The 23,595-nt window shown below is 59.6% G+C and carries 19 protein-coding genes; 8 read left to right on the top strand and 11 right to left on the bottom strand.

All coding sequences use genetic code 11. From position 1 onward, the window contains the following. The first annotated feature begins 81 nt into the window (after positions 1-81). Entirely contained in the window at positions 82-999 is a 918-nt protein-coding gene (locus RBB81_RS05930; protein WP_218892286.1) for an alpha/beta fold hydrolase, read from the top strand. Between the two features lie 37 nt (positions 1,000-1,036). Here the strand turns inward: RBB81_RS05930 and RBB81_RS05925 are convergent, their stop codons facing one another. The 7 genes from RBB81_RS05925 to RBB81_RS05895 form a co-directional block, all read right to left on the bottom strand. Next, complete coding sequence (locus tag RBB81_RS05925; protein WP_179581050.1) at positions 1,037-2,023, bottom strand: TIGR00730 family Rossman fold protein; 987 nt, start codon at positions 2,021-2,023, stop codon at positions 1,037-1,039. A gap of 24 nt (positions 2,024-2,047) precedes the next feature. Beyond that, positions 2,048-2,383 (bottom strand): hypothetical protein, encoded by a 336-nt coding sequence (locus RBB81_RS05920; protein WP_179581048.1) that lies wholly within the window; start codon positions 2,381-2,383, stop codon positions 2,048-2,050. A 122-nt stretch (positions 2,384-2,505) separates the two neighbouring features. Beyond that, entirely contained in the window at positions 2,506-4,167 is a 1,662-nt protein-coding gene (locus RBB81_RS05915) for an AsmA-like C-terminal region-containing protein (RefSeq protein ID WP_353073045.1), read from the bottom strand. 155 nt (positions 4,168-4,322) lie between these two features. Then, positions 4,323-5,417, bottom strand: a complete 1,095-nt coding sequence (locus tag RBB81_RS05910; RefSeq protein WP_179581044.1) for a hypothetical protein — start codon at positions 5,415-5,417, stop codon at positions 4,323-4,325. Between the two features lie 133 nt (positions 5,418-5,550). Continuing rightward, a complete protein-coding gene (locus tag RBB81_RS05905) occupies positions 5,551-6,006 on the bottom strand; it encodes a recombinase family protein (protein ID WP_179581042.1) in 456 nt (151 codons plus the stop codon). 297 nt (positions 6,007-6,303) lie between these two features. Next, entirely contained in the window at positions 6,304-8,094 is a 1,791-nt protein-coding gene (locus RBB81_RS05900) for a DUF255 domain-containing protein (protein WP_183790459.1), read from the bottom strand. 116 nt (positions 8,095-8,210) lie between these two features. Continuing rightward, on the bottom strand, positions 8,211-9,722 hold the full coding sequence (locus RBB81_RS05895; RefSeq protein WP_246373680.1) for a DUF4139 domain-containing protein: 1,512 nt from the start codon (positions 9,720-9,722) through the stop codon (positions 8,211-8,213). 321 nt (positions 9,723-10,043) lie between these two features. Between RBB81_RS05895 and RBB81_RS05890 the strand changes: the two genes are divergently transcribed. The 5 genes from RBB81_RS05890 (at position 10,044) to RBB81_RS05870 (ending at position 17,643) form a co-directional block, all read left to right on the top strand. Continuing rightward, positions 10,044-12,014: an ABC-F family ATP-binding cassette domain-containing protein gene (locus RBB81_RS05890; RefSeq protein ID WP_353073044.1), complete on the top strand. Its 1,971-nt coding sequence runs from the start codon at positions 10,044-10,046 to the stop codon at positions 12,012-12,014. A gap of 309 nt (positions 12,015-12,323) precedes the next feature. Then, entirely contained in the window at positions 12,324-14,420 is a 2,097-nt protein-coding gene (locus RBB81_RS05885) for an FG-GAP repeat domain-containing protein (protein WP_353073043.1), read from the top strand. A gap of 1 nt (position 14,421) precedes the next feature. Then, positions 14,422-15,129, top strand: coding sequence for an NF038129 family PEP-CTERM protein (locus RBB81_RS05880; RefSeq protein WP_353073042.1), 708 nt, complete (start codon positions 14,422-14,424; stop codon positions 15,127-15,129). 125 nt (positions 15,130-15,254) lie between these two features. Continuing rightward, the gene (locus RBB81_RS05875; protein WP_353073041.1) at positions 15,255-16,448 is read left to right on the top strand and encodes a glycoside hydrolase family 27 protein; all 1,194 of its coding nucleotides are present in this window, start codon (positions 15,255-15,257) and stop codon (positions 16,446-16,448) included. A 403-nt stretch (positions 16,449-16,851) separates the two neighbouring features. After that, positions 16,852-17,643, top strand: a complete 792-nt coding sequence (locus tag RBB81_RS05870; protein WP_353073902.1) for a DUF3313 domain-containing protein — start codon at positions 16,852-16,854, stop codon at positions 17,641-17,643. Between the two features lie 17 nt (positions 17,644-17,660). On the opposite strand, the gene RBB81_RS05865 is transcribed toward RBB81_RS05870, so the two are convergent. The 3 genes from RBB81_RS05865 to RBB81_RS05855 form a co-directional block, all read right to left on the bottom strand. Then, positions 17,661-17,834 (bottom strand): hypothetical protein, encoded by a 174-nt coding sequence (locus RBB81_RS05865; protein ID WP_183790468.1) that lies wholly within the window; start codon positions 17,832-17,834, stop codon positions 17,661-17,663. Then, the gene (locus RBB81_RS05860; RefSeq protein ID WP_423248066.1) at positions 17,821-18,573 is read right to left on the bottom strand and encodes a metallophosphoesterase family protein; all 753 of its coding nucleotides are present in this window, start codon (positions 18,571-18,573) and stop codon (positions 17,821-17,823) included. Before RBB81_RS05860 ends, RBB81_RS05865 begins: the two co-directional genes overlap by 14 nt. A gap of 88 nt (positions 18,574-18,661) precedes the next feature. Continuing rightward, the gene (locus tag RBB81_RS05855; RefSeq protein ID WP_353073901.1) at positions 18,662-19,474 is read right to left on the bottom strand and encodes an ABC transporter ATP-binding protein; all 813 of its coding nucleotides are present in this window, start codon (positions 19,472-19,474) and stop codon (positions 18,662-18,664) included. Between the two features lie 112 nt (positions 19,475-19,586). Between RBB81_RS05855 and RBB81_RS05850 the strand changes: the two genes are divergently transcribed. Both RBB81_RS05850 and RBB81_RS05845 read left to right on the top strand, forming a co-directional pair. Next, a complete protein-coding gene (locus RBB81_RS05850) occupies positions 19,587-21,248 on the top strand; it encodes a hypothetical protein (protein WP_353073038.1) in 1,662 nt (553 codons plus the stop codon). Between the two features lie 98 nt (positions 21,249-21,346). Continuing rightward, entirely contained in the window at positions 21,347-21,868 is a 522-nt protein-coding gene (locus RBB81_RS05845; RefSeq protein WP_353073037.1) for a hypothetical protein, read from the top strand. Positions 21,869-21,896: 28 nt separating this feature from the next. On the opposite strand, the gene RBB81_RS05840 is transcribed toward RBB81_RS05845, so the two are convergent. Further along, the gene (locus RBB81_RS05840; RefSeq protein ID WP_353073036.1) at positions 21,897-23,558 is read right to left on the bottom strand and encodes an acyl-CoA carboxylase subunit beta; all 1,662 of its coding nucleotides are present in this window, start codon (positions 23,556-23,558) and stop codon (positions 21,897-21,899) included. Positions 23,559-23,595: the final 37 nt, after the last annotated feature.

The raw sequence follows: 23,595 nt of genomic DNA, 5'->3' as shown, positions 1-23,595 counted from the left end.
TGCGCGCACCCAACCGCACCGGCACGCCATACTCCTCTCATGAGACGCAGAGAATTTTTGAAAAATACATCGGGGATGATCATGGCCACCATACTGGAATCACAGGCATTTGCAAGACAGTCCGAGCACATCGATGCCGCCTGGTACCTCCGTTCGCGCCGCTATGCCTCGCTGCCCATGAGCCGTGTCGCTTATGTCGAGCACGGTCGCGGCCCAGCTGCCCTCTTCGTCCATGGATATCCGTTGAACGGCTTTCAGTGGCGTGGAGCCCTTGAGCGGCTGCATAAGCATCGACGTTGCATTGCACCCGACGTGATGGGACTTGGCTACACCGAGACCCCTGAGGGTCAGGTCATCACGCCGGAGTCTCAGGTGGCCATGCTCGCAGCGCTGCTCGACTCCCTGCACATCGACACGGTCGATCTGGTGGCAAACGATAGCGGCGGCCTCGTCTCCCAGCTCTTTCTGGCCCGGCATCCCCAACGCGTGCGAACACTTTTGCTCACCAACTGCGACGTCGACGAGAACAACCCGCCACCCGGCTTCCTGCCATTCGTCGCACTGGCCAAAAAGGGAACATTTGTCGACCGCGTCCTCGTTCCAGAGTTGAACGACAAAGAACTCGCTCGTTCTGCAAAGGGGCTTGGCGGCCTGACCTATACCTATCCCGAGCGCTTCTCCGATGAAACAATCGAGACCTACCTGCGTCCACTGGTCGAATCTCCATTGCGAAAATCACAAGTCAATCAATACGCGATCTCCCTCGCAACAAACGTCCTGGTGCCGATTCGCGAAGACCTCAGGCAATGGAAGGGACCGGCTCGAATGGTCTGGGGGCTGAAGGATACCCTCTTTGGAGTAGAGTGGGCCGAGTGGCTCGACCGTACCCTGCCGGGATCCCGCGGCGTGCGACGGGTTGAAGGAGCAAATCTGTTCTTCCCGGAAGAGATGCCGGATCTCATCGCCGAGGAAGCGACAAAGTTGTGGCAGGTCGGCTAACGGAGACAAGCTCGCGCAGGGGGTTGCAAGTCACTCCCTACCGCGTCTTCGCGATATCTGGCCCCATCATCTCCTGCACGCTCGGCGCCGGATCATCAGGAATCTCCTGCTTCTCCATCCTCGCCTGCTCACGTTCATAGTCCGACTCGAGATGATTCTCCGTCAGCCCCGTCTTCAGCAACGCAAACGCCTGCTCCGGCGTATCCGCAAACTGAAACAGCTCAAGGTCCGCCTGCGCAATCGCACCCTTCGCCGCCAACAGCTCCATATTGATCACATTCTTCCAATAGCTAGACCCGTAGACCACCACCGTGATCTTCTTCGCCAGTTTTCTGGTCTGCGCCAGCGTCAGCAGCTCGAACATCTCATCCAGCGTTCCGAAGCCGCCCGGAAAAACCACCAAGGCCTTTGCCAGATAAGCGAACCAGTACTTCCGCATAAAAAAATAATGAAAGTCAAAGCTAAGCGCCGGCGTAATGTACGGATTCGGATGCTGCTCGAACGGCAGCTTGATATTCAAACCAATCGTCTTGCATCCAGCCTCATACGCCCCACGATTGGCCGCCTCCATAATCCCCGGCCCGCCGCCCGAAGTAACCACAAATCTGTGCCGCCGCCCGGGCAGCGTCTTCGACCAGGAAGCGACCAACCCCGCCAGCCGCCGCGCGTCTTCGTAATAATGAGCCATTTCCACCGCAGCCTCCGCCAGCCGTAGCTTCTGAGCGCTGGCCTCTCCGCTCGCTATCTCCTCAGGACTTGCGGGCTGCTCCGCCTTGGGTGCAGGCTCGCTCGAACCCGTGTTCGCCAGCAGCTCCAGCTCGGAGCTCGCCACGTCCAGCGCTCGAAACCGAGCCGACCCAAAGAACACCACCGTATCCTGAATCCGCTCCCGCCGAAACCGCGCCATCGGCTCCTGATACTCCGCCAGTATCCGCAGCATCCGCCCATCCGGCGAGCTCAAGAACTCCGCATTCTCATACGCCAGCGGAGCCTGCTCCAGCGCGTCCGGTACCTTTGGGTTCATACTCTCTCACTCATTTGAAATCGCTCATCCCCGGTAGTCGCGGTAATGCACCGCCTCAGAGATACCGATCCAGATATCCAGCAGTCCCAGCCCGGAGATCATCCCCCGCACCGCGCCGTTATGCAACACTGCCGTCAGCCACGGCCTCGCCAGAATAAACTCGTTCCGGTCCCATATCCGCGTCCACCACGGAAGCACCATCACCAGCACGCCCAGGTACACGCAGAACAACACCAGCACAAACAGCGACAGCCGTTGCAGCCACACCGGCGCTGATCTCTTTGCAGGTTCTCCCTGGCTTACCGTCGGTTCTTCCACAGTCGGCTCAGGGTTCGGAAATAGTTGTGGCTGTCCGGACATCAAACTCCGCATCAAACGTTCTGCGCAAAACCTCTTCCGCTCGAATAACTCTAAGTCTGACACTAGCAGAGCGCCTCGTCCTTGTCTCTCCAACGGAAGGATCATGCGAGGCTCCCCTTCCTTCACTTCGCTGATTTTGCGGGCGTTGGCAGCGCCGCAGGAGCATGCGTATCGTGCGGAAAATCAAGCCGCAGATCATACGTCGACCGAGTCCCCGTCACCTTGACCGGCAGCTCAAGCCCCGCACCATTTTTCTTCAGCAGCTTGTCGAATGGAGTCAGCAGCATGCTCTTCCAACCCGTCGTCATCTGCGACGCCGTCGCCTGCGTCTTCACCGTCCCATGAAACTCAAACGTGCTCGCAACCAGTTGCATCTGCCCGTCCGCCAGCATCTGCGCCCCAGGCATCTGGTAGTTCAGATCCTTCACCTCCAACACCGCATTCGCAATCGTAAACTTTCCGCTCAGCGCCGAACCCACTACCTCCGCATCCTGCGGGTTTGCCTGCTTCGGCTTCCCCTGCGCCCTCATACTCAGCGCGTCCATCTTCGCCTGCATCTCGGGATTGTTCATCATGGCATCGCTGATCGCGAACGTACCCTCCAACCTCATCTTTCGCGACACGCTCACCGGCCCCGCAGGATCGAGAAAATGCACCTTTGCCGCCAACTCCCCACGCATCAGCGGCGGATTCGACTTCAACACGAGGCTAAAAATATCCTCAAGCCGCCCCTTCCCGATCACCACATTGAGATCGGTGTTATGCCCCTGCACCCCCACCGCCCTCGTCACAGCACCTCGTGCCGTAATCTCGGTCCTGCCAAGCCGCGCCCGCACCGGATCCAGCCACGTATCTCCCGTCGTCCCATCCACCACCGCATGAAACTCCGTATGCAGAGGCACCGGATGGTCGCTGATATCCAGTCGAAAGTCCGCAGTCTCCGTAGTCCCATCCGCCGTCAAGTTCCCCAGCGTTCCGCCAAACCTTCCCGTCGAAGACAAGACCCCACCCAACCCATGAATCGAAGACAGGTCCGCATGACTGAACGTGTAATCCCCGTCAAGCGGCGTATCCCGCGGATTGTCGTCCTGCCATGGCCCAAAGTGCCCCGTCGACTGCACATCCCCCACTGGCTTCGGATTCACCAGTAGCGCCGTATAGTTCAACGGCTTCTTCGACCCCACATCGGTCAGCACCAGGCTCTTAATAGCAAACTCCAAGGGCTTCTTCCCCGGCTTGCTCGTCTCCAGAGTCACCTTTGCATCCGTGCACTCGATCCGGTCGACCGCAATCCCCAGAGCCGACTGCCCCTTCCGCCTCGGATCATCAGGCCCCTGTCCTCGATCTCCCTTCGGTGGAATATTCACCCGAAGCCCCTGCACCTTCACCGTGACTAATCGAGTCGTAGGCCGCAGCAACTCGCTCCATCCTGTCCTGAACTCAAATCGATCGACTACCAGCATCGGCGGCGCATTCGGACTCGCATCCGGCTTCGTCGGTCCCGCCAGGTAGAGAATCCGCAGCCCTCCACCAGTAACAATCATGTCCCTGCTCATCGCAAGCTCAAGCCGGTCCAGCTCCACCGGGCTATGAAACCGCGCCGAAAGCGTCTCGACCACCTTCTTCCGCAGCATCGGCTGCACCTGCCTCAGACCCCACTCCACCGCCAGAGCACCCGCAATCGCCACCAGCACAAACACCGCACCAGTCCACAGCACCCAACGCCACCCCCACCAGCGCTGACGCTCCACCGGCACCACGGTCTCCGTATCTGTCTCGCTCAAATTGTTCCTCTGCTGTTTGGACGCTCATAGACCGCCAAAAGCCGGAGCCCACCCGAAAAATACCGCGGAGACGGAGTTTTCGCGACAGTCGAGCGCCATAATCCCGCAAAGCTCTACCACCAGCTTCAGCTTTAGCACGCCTCGCAGCGGGGTGGCTAATGCTTCTTAGGAGTCAAACAGGTCTGTCCGAATCGATCGTTCAAGCACAGCGTCCACCCACTTGGCTCTTGATCGATCTTGTAGTGGTACTCCGTCTTACTGAGATCCGTAGCCGCCTCCACCGTCACGCCGGCACATTGATCCTTTTTCGTCTCCGTTCGTCTAGCCGGCATAAGATCCATGGTCGAACCCTGCACCGATACCTGCCCAAACTCCTGTTTCATCGTCGTGATCAGACACTTGCCGTTAGACGAACCATGAATATCCGTCAAAAAGTACTCCCCGGCTCGCATCATCTTCCACCGCGGAGGAGAAAACGTATACAGCACCGAGCGTGCCGAATGCACTCCCTCACTGTCAGACTGCTGAACCAACTGCCACTGTCCAAGCAGATCGTCAGGCAACGCTGGACCACCCGACTGCGCCAACGTTGCCGACATCGCCATCTGCACCAGGAACAACACCGGGCTAAGAAGCACAAAGAGAATCAACGCAACCGTAGAGCGCCCCTTCGACACCTGCATCAGCTCGCGATAGGCTCCCCAGACGCAGAAGATCCACACATAGGTAGCCACGAACCCCAACCCCAGGAAGATAAGAAAGATCCTGAAGCCACTGCTTGCCGACAGGGCCGCCGCATCTGTAGCGTTTCCGCTCATCACCTGTTGATATCCAACCCCATCCAGCACCTTGAAAGCTCCCGCCCCCACCAGCGAGAAGAACAGAAATAGCAGCGTCGACACCCCCGAAAAATAACAGGTAGCGGCAACAACCTTCTTCCAGGCAAGCCTTCCCCCCACCACCTTCCAAACCACGACGGCCAGCACAACGTTCAGCGCAAACGCCAACGCGGACTGCACAGCGAGTATGCCGAACAGCACCTCCCTGTTCTCCTTGCCAAAGAAAAACGGAATCTGCGCAAGAAAAGCTATCCCGAAACACACAGCAACGAACGTAAAAGCCTCTTCCAGCGCCGAGTCCGACTCGAGATCCAATGCCAGAACAGCGCTCTTCGGAGCGGGAAGCAGCGCCACCAACCTCCGACCAAAGAACGGAAGAGCTCCAACCAGCTTGTCGATTAGATCTTTCACTCGGGACGCGCCTCTGGCCGTCCACTCTAATCCCTCGTCTCTGTATCTCCTATAGAAATCACGCTCCGGGCACCGACTTTGAGTCGAGCTTCGACGAGTGGCACAGAATCAACGATAGAACCCGGCAGCACAGCTAAAGCCCCTCAGGACTCTTTAGCTGAGACAACCTCTTCTCCCGCCCCTTCCACTCCTGCGACGAAAACAGCCTCGGCCCCGCCTCGATCAACCGCGGCATCATGTTGAACACCGCCACCCGGTTCCACGGCCCGCCGTTCCTCATCCGAAACCCCTTCTCATTCAGGTCGCTGACGATGCTCGCATACGAGAAGTCCTGCCCCAGCAGCTCCATCATCAGCATCAGCGTCTGGTTCTCTCTCGGATGGACCTCCAGCCTCTGACAGTCCTCCGAGATCCGCAGACCGTAGGGAATCTCTTCACCAAACACTCCCGCCCTCGGAGCCTCCTGATCCGGCAGCTCCCGCCTCCACTCGATCGACACCAATTGCCAGCCGGCAGCCATACGCTGCCTCATAATCTCAGGGCTAAAGGGCCCCGAGACCACATCGCGAACCCGTTCGAAATAAGACATCCCCAGCCTCCGCAAGCGAAACTCCGCAAAGGTAAACATGCAATTCCTCAACCAAAGCTCCGGCTCCGGTCAAAACCCGTAACCCATGGATTCAGCAAAACATAACGACAAGCTGACCAACACCCCACACACCCGGCACCGTCCAAACTTACAAAAGACTGTTCATTTCCGAACTCCTCCAGCTCTCTTTCTGAAACCCAGTCTCGGCATCCCACCAAGCCAGAACACCGCAGAAATCGCACCTGCATGCAGGGAATCCCCGATCTCCAACACAAAACGTCGGCACCTAACGCCCGCCTAACGCGCCTGAAGCTCTGCCCGTTGAATCTTCGCGCGAACATCCTCCCCACGAAAGATCGGCGACGAGCAAGCATGCGCCGTACAAAGAAACAGCGCGGCCTGCTTCAACGCAGGATACGTAACACTGGTCGGCAGCGGAGCCGGGTCCGCTGGGTCGCGTACCTCAATCAACTCATGCGACGTAATCGAGCGCAGCGCAGCCGCATGCAGCGCTATCACATTGGCACTCGCCGCCGGACCAACCACGGTCACATGAATCGGAGCCTCCGTCATATCCTCATTCGCAAGCAGCACCCCAGCCGACAGCGGCAGCAGCGCAACTGACTCCGCCGCAAGATACCGCATCGCCTCCGCAGCAGCAGCCCGAAACCTTTCCTCCCCGGACGCCACCGCAAGCGCCGAAGCAAACCTCACCACCGCAACATTTTCATCACGATCAGGATGCGGCCGATACGCAGCATCCGTAGGCTTCTGTGCCGTAACAAATCCCCCACCCGCCACCGCAGGAGCAAAGTGTGCCGCAATATACTGCCCCGTCGCAGCCGCAGCCTTCAAATCGCCTCGATCCCCCGTAACGTTATAGAGCGCCAGAAAAGCCTGCCCCATCGCCAGCGTATCGCCGAGATAAGGCCCACCCGCATCCACATCGTCATGCCGAAATCCCCCGCCAGGCAAGCTACGATGCACCACGATCCAAGCCGCCGCACGCTGAGCCTGCAACAACGCCGACCCATCGCCACTTGCAGCGTAGTAGTCGCACAACGCAGCGATCATCCACCCATTCTCACGAGAATAAACATGCGTATCCACCCGCGGCATCCCCTGCGCGCGCCGGCCCGCATCCTGCAGTTTGAAGTAAGCCTCATTCTCCTGCCCATCATGCAGATCCGCATCCTGCGACACGAAGAACACACCCGCCGAAGGCGCAGTTAGAAAATTTGTAACGTAACGATGCACAGATTGTGCCGCCTTCAAATCCTCCGGATTCTGCGTCTCCGCATAAGCCAGCGAATACTCCCGCAACTCATCCGCCTGGATTGAGATCAGCTTCTCAAAGTGCGGCTCCGTCCAATGCCTCCCCACCGAGTACTGGTACATCCCGCCCCACACCGGGTCCAGCAGGTTCGTCGCATCGTGCAGCGTATCGGCCGCGCGCTTCGCATACTCGCGGTTCCCCCGCGCACCCTGACGCATCGCATACTCCACCGACTCTTCATCCAGATACTTATGAACAAACCCCCACCCTCCGATGGGCTTGTCATACTGCTTCTCATACAGCGTTTCAATTCGCGTCAACAACCCCGCACTGATCGCCGATCCCGAAGCAGGCCGAAACGTTGCCTCCCTCTCGACACTCGGCCCCGGCGAAGGATCATCAATAATCGCCTGCAACATCGACGACATCAGCCGCGGCGGCAGATACCCCTGCCGCTTCACAATCTCCGAGCCATCCGCCGCGAACACCACCGTGGCCGGCCATCCATAGTCCTGATACCGATTCGAGATATCCGGCCGCGAGTCCTGATCCACCTTCACCAGCACATACTTCTGATTCAGCAGCCGCACCACCGCCGGATCGCGATACGTCACATCATCCATCACGTGGCACCAGTGGCACCACACCGCCTCCAGATCCAGCAGCACAAACTTATGCTCTGCCCGAGCCTGTACAAACGCTCCATCCGACCAGGCCTGCCAATGCAAAGCCGCTTGCGGAGTCGGACCCGAAGCCCCGCCCGAAACTGTAATCGCCATCACCGAGATAAGCACTGCCGAACGGAATCGCATGTCACTCTAAGTACGAACCGCAGCCCTAAAGCGGATTCCCTGACTCTAGCCACGCATCCCATCCACACTATCCCGCCGACCTCCCACAAACCACCCTTCACCCATGGAATGTCGCTCTACCAGCTATAGTGCACCGTGTAGCTGAGGATCGCTTCGCCTTTCGCTGGCACCGTCACGGGGAAGTCGATCGTGGAGCTGTCACGTTTGGTGAACTCAGCAGACTTTGCGACGATCTCCCAGTTCTCTCCGCGACCCATGTGTTCCACGGCGTGAATCGTCACCGGCTGGGCCTTCTGATTCGAGAGCTTGATCTCAAAGCTCTCATCCATCTCCCGCCTCATATTGTCCACTTTGAAGTCGGTCTGACGCCGCGCCGCAGTCAGGTCGAAGGCGCTCCCACTAATCACTTTTACTGTCTGCTCCGCCGGCGTGTGCATGATCATGTTCTCTCCCACAAACTGCATCTGGCCACCGGTATCGCGCCGATAAAGACGCAGACGGCCTGCGGGCAAAGGCATCCCGAGATGGTTCGACTCAGAGTTCTTGATCTCCTCAAAGATCGAAACATGGGTGTTGCCGGAGTGCGAAAATCCGACCTGATCGTTATGGTATCCAGGATAAAAAACCTGCTCCACAGTGCCGTTTCCTTCAAACTGATACGTCCGCCGAACGGTCACATTCGAGGCCTCGAGAAACTGCACCTGCTTCGTCTCCTCATTACGAAGCGAGACCGTGCGATGAAGATCGTACAGATGGAAATCGTCAAACGCCTTCTGAGTGACTTGGGGACCTGCCGAAGCTAGAACCGCGACGCTCTGGTTGACATTCGCCCAAGTACGATATCGGCCCTGCAACTCCTGGATCTTCGCCACATCCCCCGCCATCAACTGAATCGTCGCTTCAGGAAAGTCGCTACCCGTCTTGTTCTCGATGGTCACCCAGCCGATAATCTCAGCCAGCTCCGGCCCCGTCGTATCGGCTGTCTCCGGCACCACCACGTTGTAGGTGGCCTGCCAGTTCATCCCATGTGTAATGTAATCAAGCTCCGCAGAGAACCGCGCAGCCTTCTCGGCATCAATCTGCCACCGCAGCGTAGGCTTCAACAACAAGCCGTCCGTCGTCGCCGGAAACACCGGAGTCCCAGGCATGGAGAACTGCATCTTCCCGCCAACTTCGATCAACGGTTGGTTATACGGATATCCATTCGCCGCCTGCCCGCCCGCTCGAATGATCCGGCCCTCCACAGTTGTCGCCGGAACCACCTGCCGCTCACCCGTTGCACTCTCCCTCACCTGCGGTCCTTGAATCTGAAAATCGATCGTCTTGCCCTCGTACTTCTCCATCATCCACTGCTGGTCCACCACCGCCGCGTCATAGTTCTGCTCGGCCACACGCACTAGATTGCGACCACTCGGGTCGCGAAGCACCACCGAATCCGGCTCAAGTTGCCTTGTCACATTCGTCGTCAGAACTTCGTTCGATCCCGCGTGGAGATCGAGCGGAACCGTCGTGCGAGCGACGGCAAAGTCCTGGTTGTAGATGGTGAGCCGGGTCGGCGCGGTCGTGGGCTCCTGCGCCACGACATAAGAGAAGGCAAGCAGAGGCAGAAAAGCGAAACATCGGATCATGAGATATCCCTGGAGCACAGCATGAGTATGAAAACACACTGTTAGACGGAGAAGAACAGCAAACATGGACAACAAGCTCATCTAAATTCTGTCCTGCCGGACGAGCGCCCTGCGCGGGCAGGGGTCACTTCGTGACCCACAATTGCTTCGCGAGGTGCTCCCGCTGGTCGCAAACTAAATTCCGTGCCGACTAACGGGAGGCCCTGTGCAAATGACCCGCCAAGACCGGTACACAAGTCACGAAGTGACCGCCGCCCGCGCAGGGCGCCCGTCCGGCAGGACACACACGCGTTTCACGCTCCAATGAGAAAATAGAAACACATGCTCCAACTCTCAGCAGCCGGCAAACGCTTCGGCCAAAAACTCCTCTTCGAAGACGCGAACTGGCTCATCAACCCAGACGAGCGCACAGGTCTGGTCGGCGGCAACGGCACCGGCAAGTCCACCCTTCTCAAGATCATAGGCGGCATCGAGTCCCTCGACTACGGCACCATCACCCGCAACAAGGGCGTCACCCTCGGCTACCTCCCGCAGGACGGCCTCGCCCTCCGCGGCCGCACCGTCTTCGCCGAGTGTCTCTCCGTCTTCGACCACCTCCACGAGCTCGAGCGCGAATCCATCGCCCTCACCACCGTCCTCTCCGAAGCCGACCCCAAATCGAAAGAGTACGCCACTGCCGCCGAGCGCTACTCCGACATCGCCGACCAACTCCACGTCCACGACATCTACAACCTCGACTCGCAGGTAGGCGCAGTCCTCGGCGGCCTCGGCTTCTCCAAAGAAGACTGGGACCGCAACACCGAAGAGTTCTCCGGCGGCTGGCAGATGCGCATCGCCCTCGCCAAGCTCCTCCTGCAAAAACCATCCCTCCTCCTGCTCGACGAGCCCACCAACCACCTCGACATCGAGTCCCGCAACTGGCTCGAAAACTACCTCCACGACTACCCCAACGCCTACATCCTCATCTCGCACGACCGCTACTTCCTCGACGTCACCGTCAACAAAACCGTCGAACTCTGGAACAAGCGCATGCACACCTACCACGGCAACTACGAGAAGTACGTCGCGCAAAAAGAAGAGCGCCGCACACAACTCATGTCCGCCTACAAAAATCAGCGCGACCGCATCGAAGCCCTCGAAGCCTTCATCAACCGCTTCCGCGCCCAGGCCACCAAAGCAAAACAGGTCCAGTCCCGCATCAAAGAACTCGAAAAGATCGAGCGCATCGAGGTCCCCGAAGACGAGTCCACCATCCACTTCTCCATCCCGCAGCCCCCGGCCAGCGGCCGCACCGTGATCGAAGTCAACAACCTCAAGAAGATCTACCCCACGCCCACCGGCGGCGAAAAACTCATCCTCGACGACCTAAGCTTCACCATCGAACGCGGCGACCGCATCGCCCTCGTAGGCGCAAACGGCGCAGGCAAATCCACCCTCATCCGCCTCCTGAGCCGTCAGGAAGAGCCCACCGCAGGAACCATCCGCGAAGGCCACAACGTCCTCTCCGACTTCTTCGCGCAAGACCAATACAAAGTCCTAGACCCAAACGCCGGCATGCTCGACGACATCAGCGGAGCCGCACCCAAAGTCCCCGTCGTCGAACTCCGATCACTACTCGGCTGCTTCATGTTCTCCGGCGACGACGTCTTCAAAAAGCTAGGCGTCCTCTCCGGCGGGGAGCGCAACCGCTACGCCATGGCCAAGATGCTCGTCTCGCCCTCCAACTTCCTACTCTTGGACGAGCCCACGAACCACCTCGACCTCCGCGCTAAAGACGTTCTCCTCGACGCCATCCGCAACTTCACCGGCACGGTCCTCTTCGTCTCGCACGACCGCTACTTCATCGACGGCCTGGCCACCCGAGTCTTCGAGGTCGAAGACCGCCGCCTCCACATCTACCCCGGCAACTACGAGGACTACCTCTGGCGCAAACAGGGCGGCCCCGAAAAAGTAACCGAACAGATCACAAATTCGCTCGCCGCAACACCCACACCTTCCCCTGTAGTCGAAATCCCAGCGCCAACCACCGAACCTGTACTAAACGCAAACATCAAACGCCTCAACCCAATCAAGCTCAAGCAACTCGAAGACCGCCTCCGACACGCTGAAGAAGAGATCCCCCGCCTCGAGTCCCTCATCGCTGCCGCCGAGGAGCGTCTAGGAAACTTCACCTCCGCCGATCAATCCCAGAGAGACGCCGCCGAGCTCGACGAACTCCGCACAAAACGCACCAGCCTCCTCACCGAATGGGAAGAACTCTCCCTCACCCTCGAAGAGCAGCAACTAGCCTGAGCGCCATCGCACTCCTCAATACCCGGATTTCCACCAAACAAATTGCCCTCCCACCGAAGCCGCACAGTCTCACCGTGACCTGCGCAGTGGAGAACCCGCCTTCTCTACCACCGTAGTCAGAACTAAATCTAAAGAGCATGACGCGAAGCTCACCCTCCCGTGCTACCGTGTCTGCACCTCCAGAATTCGAGATTTGCTCTCTCGAGGAGACACAAGCATCCCGATCGGGACCACCGACCGGCCCAAACCAGCAACCGTCCTATTCCACCTGCATCTCCTTCGCTCGTCTGCTGTTGCCGAGGAGTCATCATGAGACCACTCTGGAAGTCGCTCTCTCGCACATCCGCCATCACCCTCGCTCTCCTGGCCACGCTCCACGCACAGGCGCCCACACCCACCCAAACCGCCCTCACCATCTCCCCTTCCACCGCCGGAACCAACACAGCCATCGTCCTCACCGCGAGAGTCACCTCCGCCGGCTCTCCCGTCCATCCCGGCCTCGTCCTCTTCTGTAACGCCAACGCCGCCCACTGCGAGGACGCCGCCATCCTCGGCACCGCCCAGCTCACCTCCGCCGGCACCGCAAAGCTGCACCTCCGCCTCAGTCCCAACACCTACAGCCTCAAAGCTGTCTTCCAGGGAACGCCTCACAGCCTCGTCCCCCGCGAGCCCAGCACCTCTGCCGCTCAGCCCCTCACCATCACCGGCCTCAGCGAATCCTCCATCGGCCCAGTCACAGCAACCACTCCCTCCACCGGCCGCTACAACCTCTCCGCCACCGTCGGCGGTCTCGGCACCTCACCCCTCACCGGCACGGTCTCCTTCTCCGACGTCGTCCACAACGGCACCCCCCTCACCCTCGGCACCACCTCCATCAACGCCCTGCCCACAAAGGCGCAGCTCTCTCCCTTCACCCTCGCCACCTACACCAACTCATTCCTCCAGGTCCTCTCCGGCGACTTCAACGACGACGGCCTCGCCGATCTCGTCACCCTCGCCTACGACGCTAACCAAGACATAAATCTCGGCACCAGCAACCTCGTCACCCTCCTCAGCAACGGCGACGGCACCTTCCGCTCCACCACCGTCCCCCTTACCACCGAGTTCCCCCCCGCCTTCGCCTCCGGAGACTTCAACGGCGACGGCATCCTCGACCTCGCCGTCTACGACGCCTTCTCCTGCAGCATCACTCCCATGCTCGGCAAAGGCGACGGCACCTTCACCGCCCAGACCCCAACTTCCATCCCCTCCTGCGTCGGCCCACCCGTTCTTGTAGCCGACATCAATGGCGACGGCATCCCCGACCTCATGCTCTCCGGAAGCCAGAGCTTCAGCAATCCGGCTATTCTCCTCGGCAAAGGCGATGGCACCTTCACACTCTCGGTCCCTGCATCCAGCTTCATCACCTGGCCCCCCACCGTACTTCGCGACCTCAACGGCGACGGCATCCCTGACCTCATCACCACCTCCGAGAACTACACCTCGCCCGGCATCTATCCCATCCTCATCTACACCGGCAACGGCGACGGCACCTTCACTCTCAAGTCCTCCATTCCCTACCCGCACTACGTCAACTCGCTTGACGTAGCCGACTTCAACGACGACGGCATCCCCGATCTCATCGTCGCCAACAGCGACAGCACCCTCGACCTCCTCACCGGCAACGGCGACGGCACCTTCGCTCTCAAAGCTCCCATCTCCCTGTCCGGCGCCACGCCCTATCAAATAGCCGCAGCCGACTTCAACGGCGACGGAAAGGAAGACGTCCTCATCGCCTCACCCGCAAATCTGAAGATCCTTCTCGGCAACGGCAACGGCAGCTTCACCTCGCCGCCCATCTCGCAAAACACCTTGTCCTATCAGGGCTTCACCCTCGGAGACTACAACGGCGACGGCATCCCCGACGTAGCGTCCCTTCTCTACAACAACAACCTCTCTACCACCGTCTTCACTCAGCTCGTCGAGCACACCAAACAAGCCACCATCGACAACATCCCCCTCCAGCCCGACACCGATCACGTCGTGACAGCCCACTACTCCGGATCGACCGACTACAAGCCCAGCACCTCCCCGCGCTTCGATCTCATCACCTTCCCCAACGTCACCGCGAAGCTCCACTTCACCAGCACCGGCTTCGTCTATAGCCGCGTCACCAACACCTACAGCGGAACCCTCACCGTCACAAATACCGGCAGCTCTGCCATCGCGGGCCCCCTCCAGATCGGATTCACCAACCTGCCCGCAACCATCACACTCGCCAATCCCACAGTTCCAAAGAACGAAGGCTTCTTCACCATCCCCGGCGGACTCCTCCCGGGCAAATCCGCGCAGATCCTCGTCCGTTTCAACAACCCCTTCAACGCCAGCATCACCTACACCCTCGTCGCTTACACGGGAGCGCTCTGACATGAAAACCGCCTCAGCCACCAAGACCCCACGCAGCTTCCTCGCCCATACAGCCGCTCTCCTTGCCGTCCTCATCCTCTCTTGCGCCCCTTCGGCTCACGCGGACACCTACTCCATCTCCATCGACACCTCAACCCTCCCCAGCGGCGACCAGTTCGAGTACTTCCTCGATCTGCAGTTCAACCCCGGCCAGCTTCCCGGCACGCAACTCGCCTACGCAGACGCCTCCGTGCCCACCTGCTGCATCAACTACGGCTTTTCCCTCACCGGAGACGTCTCCGATGGCTTCGGCGGTGGCCCCACCGACATCAGCTTCGACAACCAAACCCCCTACAACGACGCCTTCGGCAGCATCTATCTGCCCTCAGCCGGTGTTCCCATCACCTTCACCGTCGGGCTCAGCGGTCCCGCAGTCGACTCCCCCAACGGCACCTCACTCTCTGGCAGCACCTTCGCCATCAGCCTCTTCGACGACAATATGGCGCCCATCCTCACCGCAAATCCCGACGGCTTCCTCGGCCTCCTCAACCTGAACACCAACGGCACCGTCACCACCCAGACCTTCCTCGACGCAACCGGCGGCCCATCCGCCATCACCATCACCGATCTCACCCCGCCGCCTGCGGTGCCAGAGCCCAACACTCTCGTCCTCCTCGCGACCGGTCTCACCGGAACTCTGTCACTCGTCCGCAGAAGAGTCCGAAGCTGACCTTCAACCTCCTCGCCCGAAGCTCAATTCGCCAAAGACCCATCGAGATCCCGACAACCAAAGACTGTCTGCGCAAGAGAAAACCGTCCGGCGGTATATGCTTCTCTAGTTCTCGGAGGCAACCGATGGTTCTTCGCAAAGCAGTCCTGATCCCGTTCGTTCTTCTCTGTATCGGGCAGTCGCCAACCCTGCGCGGCCAGTCCACTCTCGCCGCAACCCCACCAATGGGCTGGAATAGCTGGAATCACTTCGCAGAGCATGTCACCGACGCGGACGTCCGAACCGCAGCTGATCTCATCGTCTCCACCGGCATGCGCGACGCCGGGTACATCTACGTCAACGTCGACGACACCTGGCAGGGCACCCGCGACGCCAACGGAGAACTCCATCCCAACGATCGTTTTCCCGACATGAAGAAACTCGGCGACTACATCCACTCCAAAGGTCTCAAGTTCGGCATCTACTCCTCGCCCGGCCCCAAGACCTGTGGAGGTTTCGAAGGCAGCCTAGGCCACGAGGTCCAGGACGCAAAGATGTACGCCAGTTGGGGCGTCGACTTTCTCAAGTACGACCTCTGCTCCATGCAGGACCCCATGCGCGAGCTCACGGCAAAGAACAACGGCAACACCGATGCCGCCTTCAAGATGATGATCGACGCCTATCGCAAGATGGGCGACGCCCTCAAGGCGACCAACCGCCCGATCTTCTACAGCCTCTGCCAGTACGGCGTAGCAGAAGTCTGGAAGTGGGGGCCGGAAGTCGGCGCACAGATGTGGCGAACCACCGACGACATCAACGACACCTACGGCCGCATGACCATCATCGGCCTCGAACAAGCTGATCTCGCTCCCTTCGCCGGACCCGGTCACTGGAACGATCCCGACATGCTCGAAGTCGGCAACGGCCACATGACCACAGACGAGTACCGAACCCACATGAGCCTCTGGGCACTCCTCGCCGCGCCTCTGCTCGCCGGCAACGATCTCAGCAAAATGTCCCCCGAAGACAAGAGCATCCTCCTCAACAAAGAGGCAATCGCAATCGATCAGGACTCCCTCGGCAAGCAAGCCACCCGCCTCTACCAGCGCGGAGACTTCTCCGTCTGGACCAAACCCCTCGCCGACGGAAGAGTAGCTGTCGGCCTGTTCAACACCGCTGGCGACTCACGCGACGTAGCTGTCGACCTGACTCAAATCGGCTTCGCTCAAGGGGCGACTCTCCACGACGTCTGGGAGAACAAAGATCTCGGGAAACACACCGGCATCTACTCCCGCAATATCCCAAAGCACGGCGTCGCCCTACTCATCCTGAGCAAATAAAGGCTGGCCTCAGTCCGCCCATCCAGCCCAGCAATCGCGCCTCATCCGTTCCCAAACGGGGCAGTCATCTGCCCGTGGGGCCTTCGTCCGGCCCAAGGGCCTTCATCCTACCCCATGGGGCTTTCATTCTGATCCAAAGGGCCGCCATCCGTGTCCCCACAAGGGACCGCCATGCTGCCCCAAAAGGCCGTCATCCCGTCCCCAAAGGGACCCCACCTTAAAAGGGCCGTCATCCTGAGCGCAGCGAAGGATCCCCGCATTCGTCGTTGCCTTTGTTCTTACCTCCACTGCACGAATGCCCCGTCGCAATTTCGCACCAAATGGAAATCCGAAATTCCTCAAAATCATGACGCACTCTCAGACCGAATAGCCCGCGCCGCAATTGTAGCCGGGCTACTCGAAGATCCAATTCAGAATCCAACCCTCTGAAGACAAGCGAGATCGACGAGGCTTAGCCATTCCAACCAATGACCCGCTATCGAAACTTCTGAAACCTGCCGTAACTCTTACCGTCCTGGCCGCCTGCCTTCTTGCCGCGTCGCCCATCCACGCGCAGGAAGCGTCGAAGAAGCAGGACAAGCTCCTCACCCACGAGTCAGGCTTTCTGACCGACGAGACCTACTCCAGACTTCAGCCCGACCGGACAAACGCCGACTGGCTGATCTACTTCAAAAACCCGGACGTCTTAAGGAACTCCGACACCTTCGTCCTCGACCCCGTCAAAGTCTTCTTCTTCCCCGAAGTCCAGCAGAAAGACATCAACCCGGCAGACCAGACCAAGCTAGAGGAATACTTCACAAAGGCCATCAGGGACGAACTCGAGGCCGGCCGCTACAACCTCGTAACCGAGCCCGGCCCGGGCGTCATGGTCTTGCGCTTCGCCATCACCAACGTGGAGCCCAATGGCGCCAAGACCAACGCAGCCATAACCGGAACCACTGCCGTGGCGACCCATGCGGTCGCGCCCGGCGCAGGCGAACTGGTGCCGCGACTGAAAGTCGGCAAAGTCTCCATCGAAGGCGAGATGGTCGACTCCGCTTCCGGAGAGGTGGAGATGGCCTTCATGACCAGCAAGAGCGGTCGAAGGTTCTTCAGCGGCCTCAAGGCCTTCGAGAAGTGGGGCGACATCGACGCCGCCTTCCGCTCCTGGGCCAAGAACTTCCGCCAAAGACTGGATAAAGCCCACTCCTCCTGAAGCCGGGAAAAAAGAAGTCAAAAAAAATCTCGAAAAGTTGGCGTGTTTTTAAACCACCACAAAACAGCCATCCGCTCACCACGTTTCACCAGCAAAAACCACGCTTCCACCACCCAAAAACCACGTTTTGCGCCCACATTTTTCGCAAAACCCCCACCAAAAACCACCCCAGAAAAATTATCTTCCCTCACGCAGCCGAGCCGCCAGCCTCTCCGGCAACCCAGCCATCAATATCCTTCCCTGCGCCGCCGTCAGGTCATACGGCACGCGATGATAGATAATCTCCCGCGCCTCCGAGTCATAAATCACAAACGCCGCCCGCCAGTCCGAATCCCTCGGCTGCCCAACCGATCCCGGATTGATCAGATGCCGAGTCCCCTCTGGAATCAGCATCTTCCAGCTCTCCGCCGCATTCCTCGTCCTGAACTGCATCCTGATCTCGTGCCAGTCATGACCTCTCTGCGAGAACCCACCTTGCAGATGCGTATGCCCAAAGAATGTGATCGCAGTAGCGGCCTGCTGCAGCGGAGCCCACGCATCCCGCATGCTCAAAATGTACTGATCCTCGTTCAGTGGAGATCCATGCACGCACGTCACGCCCGGCTGCTCCGGCACCACCGGCCCCTGCGGCATCGCCTTCAGCCAAGCCAGATTCTCTTCGGTCAATTCAGCCTTAGTCCACTCCGCCGCAGCCCGCGCCACAGGATTAAACCCCACCGCCGAGGTCAACCCGCAGCACACCCGGTCATGATTTCCGCGCACATTCACCTGTGCCCTGTCGCGCATCAGCGCCACCACTTCATTCGGGCTTCCGCCATACCCCACCACATCGCCCAGGTTCCAAAGCACGTCATACGGCTCTGCTGCGGCAAGAACTGCGTTCAATGCTTCGAGGTTCCCGTGAATGTCTGAAATCACCAGCGCGCGCATACAGTCAAATTGGCCCCAAACCACATAAGGCACAATTCTCAAGTCTATAGACATTCACCCGTTCAGGGAAATCACCCAACTCCGTCCGTCAAACCGAAGCCAGTGGCTTCGACCGGTCCGTCTTCATCGTCGGAGCCGAAGCCAGCAGCCTGCGCGTATAAGCATGCTGCGGATTCAGAAACAACTTCGCCGCCTCCGCCTGCTCCACAATCTCGCCACGCTGCATCACCGCAACCCGATCTGCCACCTGCGACACCACCGCCAGATCATGCGAGATAAACAGCATCGCCAGTTCATGCTCCCTCCGTAACGCCTTCAACAGCTCCAGAATCTGCGCCTGCACCGTCACGTCCAGAGCCGTCGTCGGCTCATCTGCGATCAGCAGCCTCGGCCGATTCACAATCGCCATCGCAATCAGAATCCTCTGCCTCTGCCCTCCCGAAAACTGGTGCGGATAGTCCTTCGCCCTGCGCTCAACATCCGGCAATCCAACCTCTTCCATCGCCTCCAGAACCCGCGCCCTCACCGCTCTCCGCCCCATCTCCGGATGATGCGCCGCCACTGCCTCGCCAATCTGAGCACCCACCGGCATCACCGGATTCAGCGCCGTCATCGGCTCCTGAAAGATCATCGCAATCTCTCGCCCACGACGCCTCCGCATGGCTTCTTCAGACAGCGCCAGCAGATCCTCCCCATCGAATCGAATCGCCCCGCTCACCCGCGCACTCTCCGGCAACAACCTCAGCACCGCCAGCGAGGTCGCCGACTTCCCAGACCCCGACTCCCCCACCAATCCCAACGTCTCACCGGCACTGATCTCGAACGAAATCCCTTTGACAGCCTCATGCCGCCCAAACCCCACCGACAACTCTCTGACTTCCAGCAACATCGCAGAACCCATACCATGCATGGTAGCGAACATCCTCACCACCGGTCGCTCCACTTCAATTGTCCCTCCCGCAGTCAAGTAGGACTTTGACCCTCAGATAGCGTCTAATCTCGATGACAGGCCTATGAGACACATCCCCCATCGCATCCTCTTTGCCGCCTTGATTCTCACCGGCCCCATCTGGGCACAGATGCACAAGGTCGCCAAACCCGAACAGGTCGTCCGCGCAGTCGGCGTCTACGAGTGGACCGGCGACTTCGCCAAACCCACTGCCAGCCGCCTCATTCCTGTCTCTCTCTTCATCGATGGCAAGCTCGAAGACGCCGGCATTTACGTCGCTCGCCCCGTACCCTTCGCCCTCCTCAGCGGCAACGTCTACGAACTCCAGACCGCCGGCATCGACAAAGGCTATCTCGATCTCGCCTATGCAAAACACCTACAAGCCGTCGAGGCCACCGGCGATCTCGCCTACGACGACGGCTGGTTCGGCTACGGCAGCGTCAAGCCCCTCGCCGCGCCAAAGAAAGCCGCAGCCCTCAAGCCCTCGAAGACCCTGCCCGTCCTCACCGGCTCCAAAGGCGACACCAGCCATCAAGCCGACGCTAAAACCAGTACCGACGCGAGCAACAACGACGACCCGAATCGCCCAACGATGAAGCGCCGATCCGACAACTCAGCCGCAGACGCCTCCAACTCAGGCACTCCCTCCGCTTCAACAACCTCTACAGGCTCAACCTCTGCGGACGACCCAGATCGTCCCACCATGAAGCGCCGCTCCGACAGCTCGACCTCCGACACCACAACCGCATCAACCGGCAGCACTCCCGCCGACGACCCAGACCGTCCCACCATGAAACGCAGATCGGACAGCGCTGACACCTCGGCCACAGCATCCAGCACTCCCAACTCCACTCCCGACGATCCCGACCGTCCCACCATGAAGCGTCAAACCTCGGACACCCCCACCACCGACACCGGATCGACAACCGCCAGCGCCCCTACTCCATCCGACGACCCAGACCGTCCCACCCTCAAGCGACACTCCGCCGAAGACGCAAAGAGAGCGCACGACACCAACTCGGTCGCAGGGACTGGCAACCTCAACGACGATCCCAGCCGCCCCAACCTCCATCGCGGCAAGCCCACCAGCGCCATGACCGAAACCGATCTACCAAAGCTCGTCGGCATCCCCCAAAATCTGCACCAGATGGTAGCGGTCTCTGACGCGGCCAACCGAGACCCCCACCCCTTCACTCTCGAGTGGCAGGACGACGCCCAGCACAAAACCGTTCTCGCCAAGATGCAGGCCATGGCCCAGGCTCAACTCGCCGCATACGCCTCACCGGGCAAACCTCCCGCCGCGCCCCCCGCCGCCACAGTAAAGAAGACGACAACCACCACGCGCACCCACCGAGCTACACCCACTCCCCCATCGATCCTTCTCTCTGACGAAGAGCTCAAGGCTTACACCCTCAGCTACGGCGGCGCCGCAACCTACGTCTACTCCGCCCACACCGCGGGTACGGGAGCAGCTCTCCGCTACGTCACCATTGTCGCTCAGGACAACGGCCTCGGCGAACTCAAGCCAGCCATCCAAAGTGTCACCGACGCAGCCCACCTCGACCGCACCCCTCTCATGCGCTTCGTCGATGTCGTCGACGCCGAGGCCAGCAACCGAGCCAGCCTGCTCTTCGAGCTGCGAGGCCAGAACGCTCGCCAGTTCGGCCTCTACCGCGTCATCGCCTCGCACTCCGAGCAGATCTTCCTTACCGGCACAACACAATAAATTCAGCAGTCCACCAACGCATCTTGTCCAACAGGCTTGAGCCCCACTCGTCACAGGAGTAGCCTAACCCTGTACCGGTTTCAGCTTAGGAGGTCTCCATGCGAAACCTTTCCGCCTCAATCCTGCTCCTAATCGCTTCTGTCCCTGTTCTCGGTCAAAACCGGATCATCTCGTTCGACCCCAGCTCAGTCAACTTCGATCCAAAGTACCTTTGTCCTGTCCAGTTCATCGCCCAACGCCAATCGATAGCCACCATACGTAGCGCAGGAGACGAGCGCAGCCACGATCTATCATCCGAGGCCCTCCACGTCGCCATAAAGCACTACGGAGGACCCCCAATCCTCTCTCTGGAAGCCACGCTCCACGCTGTTCCGTCCGACCCAAGGATCCTTCCAATCGGCGCGGACCCCAGCGACCTCACGAAGACCTTCCAGATTCAGCTCGCACCCGGCAAAAATGACCTCACCAGCTTCGACGTGTCAATGCCGGGGGTGGGCTCTCTGCGCTGGCTCGATGTCACTTCCATCGCCTACTCCAATGGCACAAGTTGGCACGCCTCAAGCAAATCCGAGTGCCGGGCCATCCCCTCCAGCTTCGTCCTGGTAGGCAATAAGCAATAACGGCCGCGAAGAGTCCCCAGATGAAAATTTACAGCGGGATATTGCCATGCTTCCTGGCAGGATTTTTCTCTCGCTTCGTAGCCAGCATATCGAGCGCGGAGTTCAGCCGTCTGCGGGTCTCACTAGGCCGAACCACCGCATCGATGTATCCTCGCTCCGCCGCCACATAAGGGTTCGCAAACCGCTCGCGAAACTCCTCCACCTTGTCCTTGCGAGCCTCAGCGAGAACCGCCAGCTTCTCTTCTTCCGTAAACGCCTTCCCCTGTGGCCACATCGCCTCAGCCCGGCGCACGGTCGAATCAAGCTCCCGTTTGTAGACGATATTCACCGCGCCCTCTGGCCCCATCACCGCGATCTCCGCCGTAGGCCAAGCCAGATTTAAATCCGTCCGCAGATGCTTCGAGCTCATCACACAGTAAGCCCCACCATAGGCCTTGCGCGTAATCACTGTAAGCTTCGGAACCGTCGCCTCTGCGAACGCATACAGCAGCTTCGCTCCATGACGAATGATGCCGCCATGCTCCTGCTGAATTCCCGGCATGAACCCCGGCACATCTTCAAACGTAATCAGCGGAATATTGAACGCGTCGCAGAATCGCACAAACCGCGCACCCTTCACACTCGCGTTGATGTCCAGGACGCCCGCGAGAAACGCAGGCTGATTTGCAACGATCCCCACCGGCCGCCCCGCCATCCGCGCAAACCCCACCACAATATTCCGCGCGAAGTGCTCGTGCACCTGAAAGAAGTAGCCATCATCCACCACACGCGAGATCACATCCACCATGTCGTAGGGCTGGTTGCTCTCCTCCGGAATGATCGTGTCCAACGCAGCATCCGCACGCGCCGGATCGTCCTGCGTCGGCCTCCTCGGCGCGTCGTCGAGATTGTTCGAAGGCAGAAAACTCAACAACTCCCTCACCGTAGCCAAGCACTCCTGATCGTCGTGCGCCATAAAATGCGCCACGCCGGAGATCTCGTTGTGCGTCACCGCACCGCCAAGCGCCTCTTTGGTCACATCCTCGTGAGTCACCGTCTTGATCACGTCCGGCCCCGTCACGAACATGTAACTCGTCTTCTCCGTCATCACCGTAAAGTCAGTAATCGCCGGCGAATAAACCGCGCCCCCGGCACAAGGCCCCAGAATCGCCGAGATCTGCGGTACAACTCCACTAGCCAGCGTGTTCCTCAGAAAGATATCCGTATACCCAGCCAGCGAAACCACGCCCTCCTGAATACGCGCACCACCCGAGTCATTCAATCCCACTACCGGCGCGCCCACCCGCATCGCCATATCCATAATCTTCACGATCTTTGCGGCATTCGCCTCCGAGAGCGACCCACCAAACACCGTAAAGTCCTGCGCAAACACAAACACCACTCGCCCATGCACCCGTCCGTAGCCGGTAATAAATCCATCCCCCGGCACGCGCTGCTCAGCCATGCCAAAATCAGTCGCCCGATGCGTGACGAACTTATCTGTCTCCTCGAACGTGCCCTCATCCAACAGAAAATCGATCCGCTCCCTCGCCGAAAGCTTGCCCGACTTCCTCTCTCGCTCGCGTCGTTCCTCGCCGCCGCCCTCTTCCGCGATGGCATGGCGCGCGGCAAGCTCCGCGAGTTTACGTTGATGATTGAGTGACTTTGCCACAGGGATGTCTGCTTGAACCGGATGCTCAGCTGCTGCCATAGAACGGAATTCTAGCAGCGAGCCGCCAGTGCAGTCC

The sequence above is a fragment of the Tunturibacter gelidoferens genome (assembly GCF_040358255.1).
Classification (GTDB): domain Bacteria; phylum Acidobacteriota; class Terriglobia; order Terriglobales; family Acidobacteriaceae; genus Edaphobacter; species Edaphobacter gelidiferens.
Note: the sequence above shows the minus strand (reverse complement) of the source record. Positions and strands in the feature narration are given on the sequence as shown.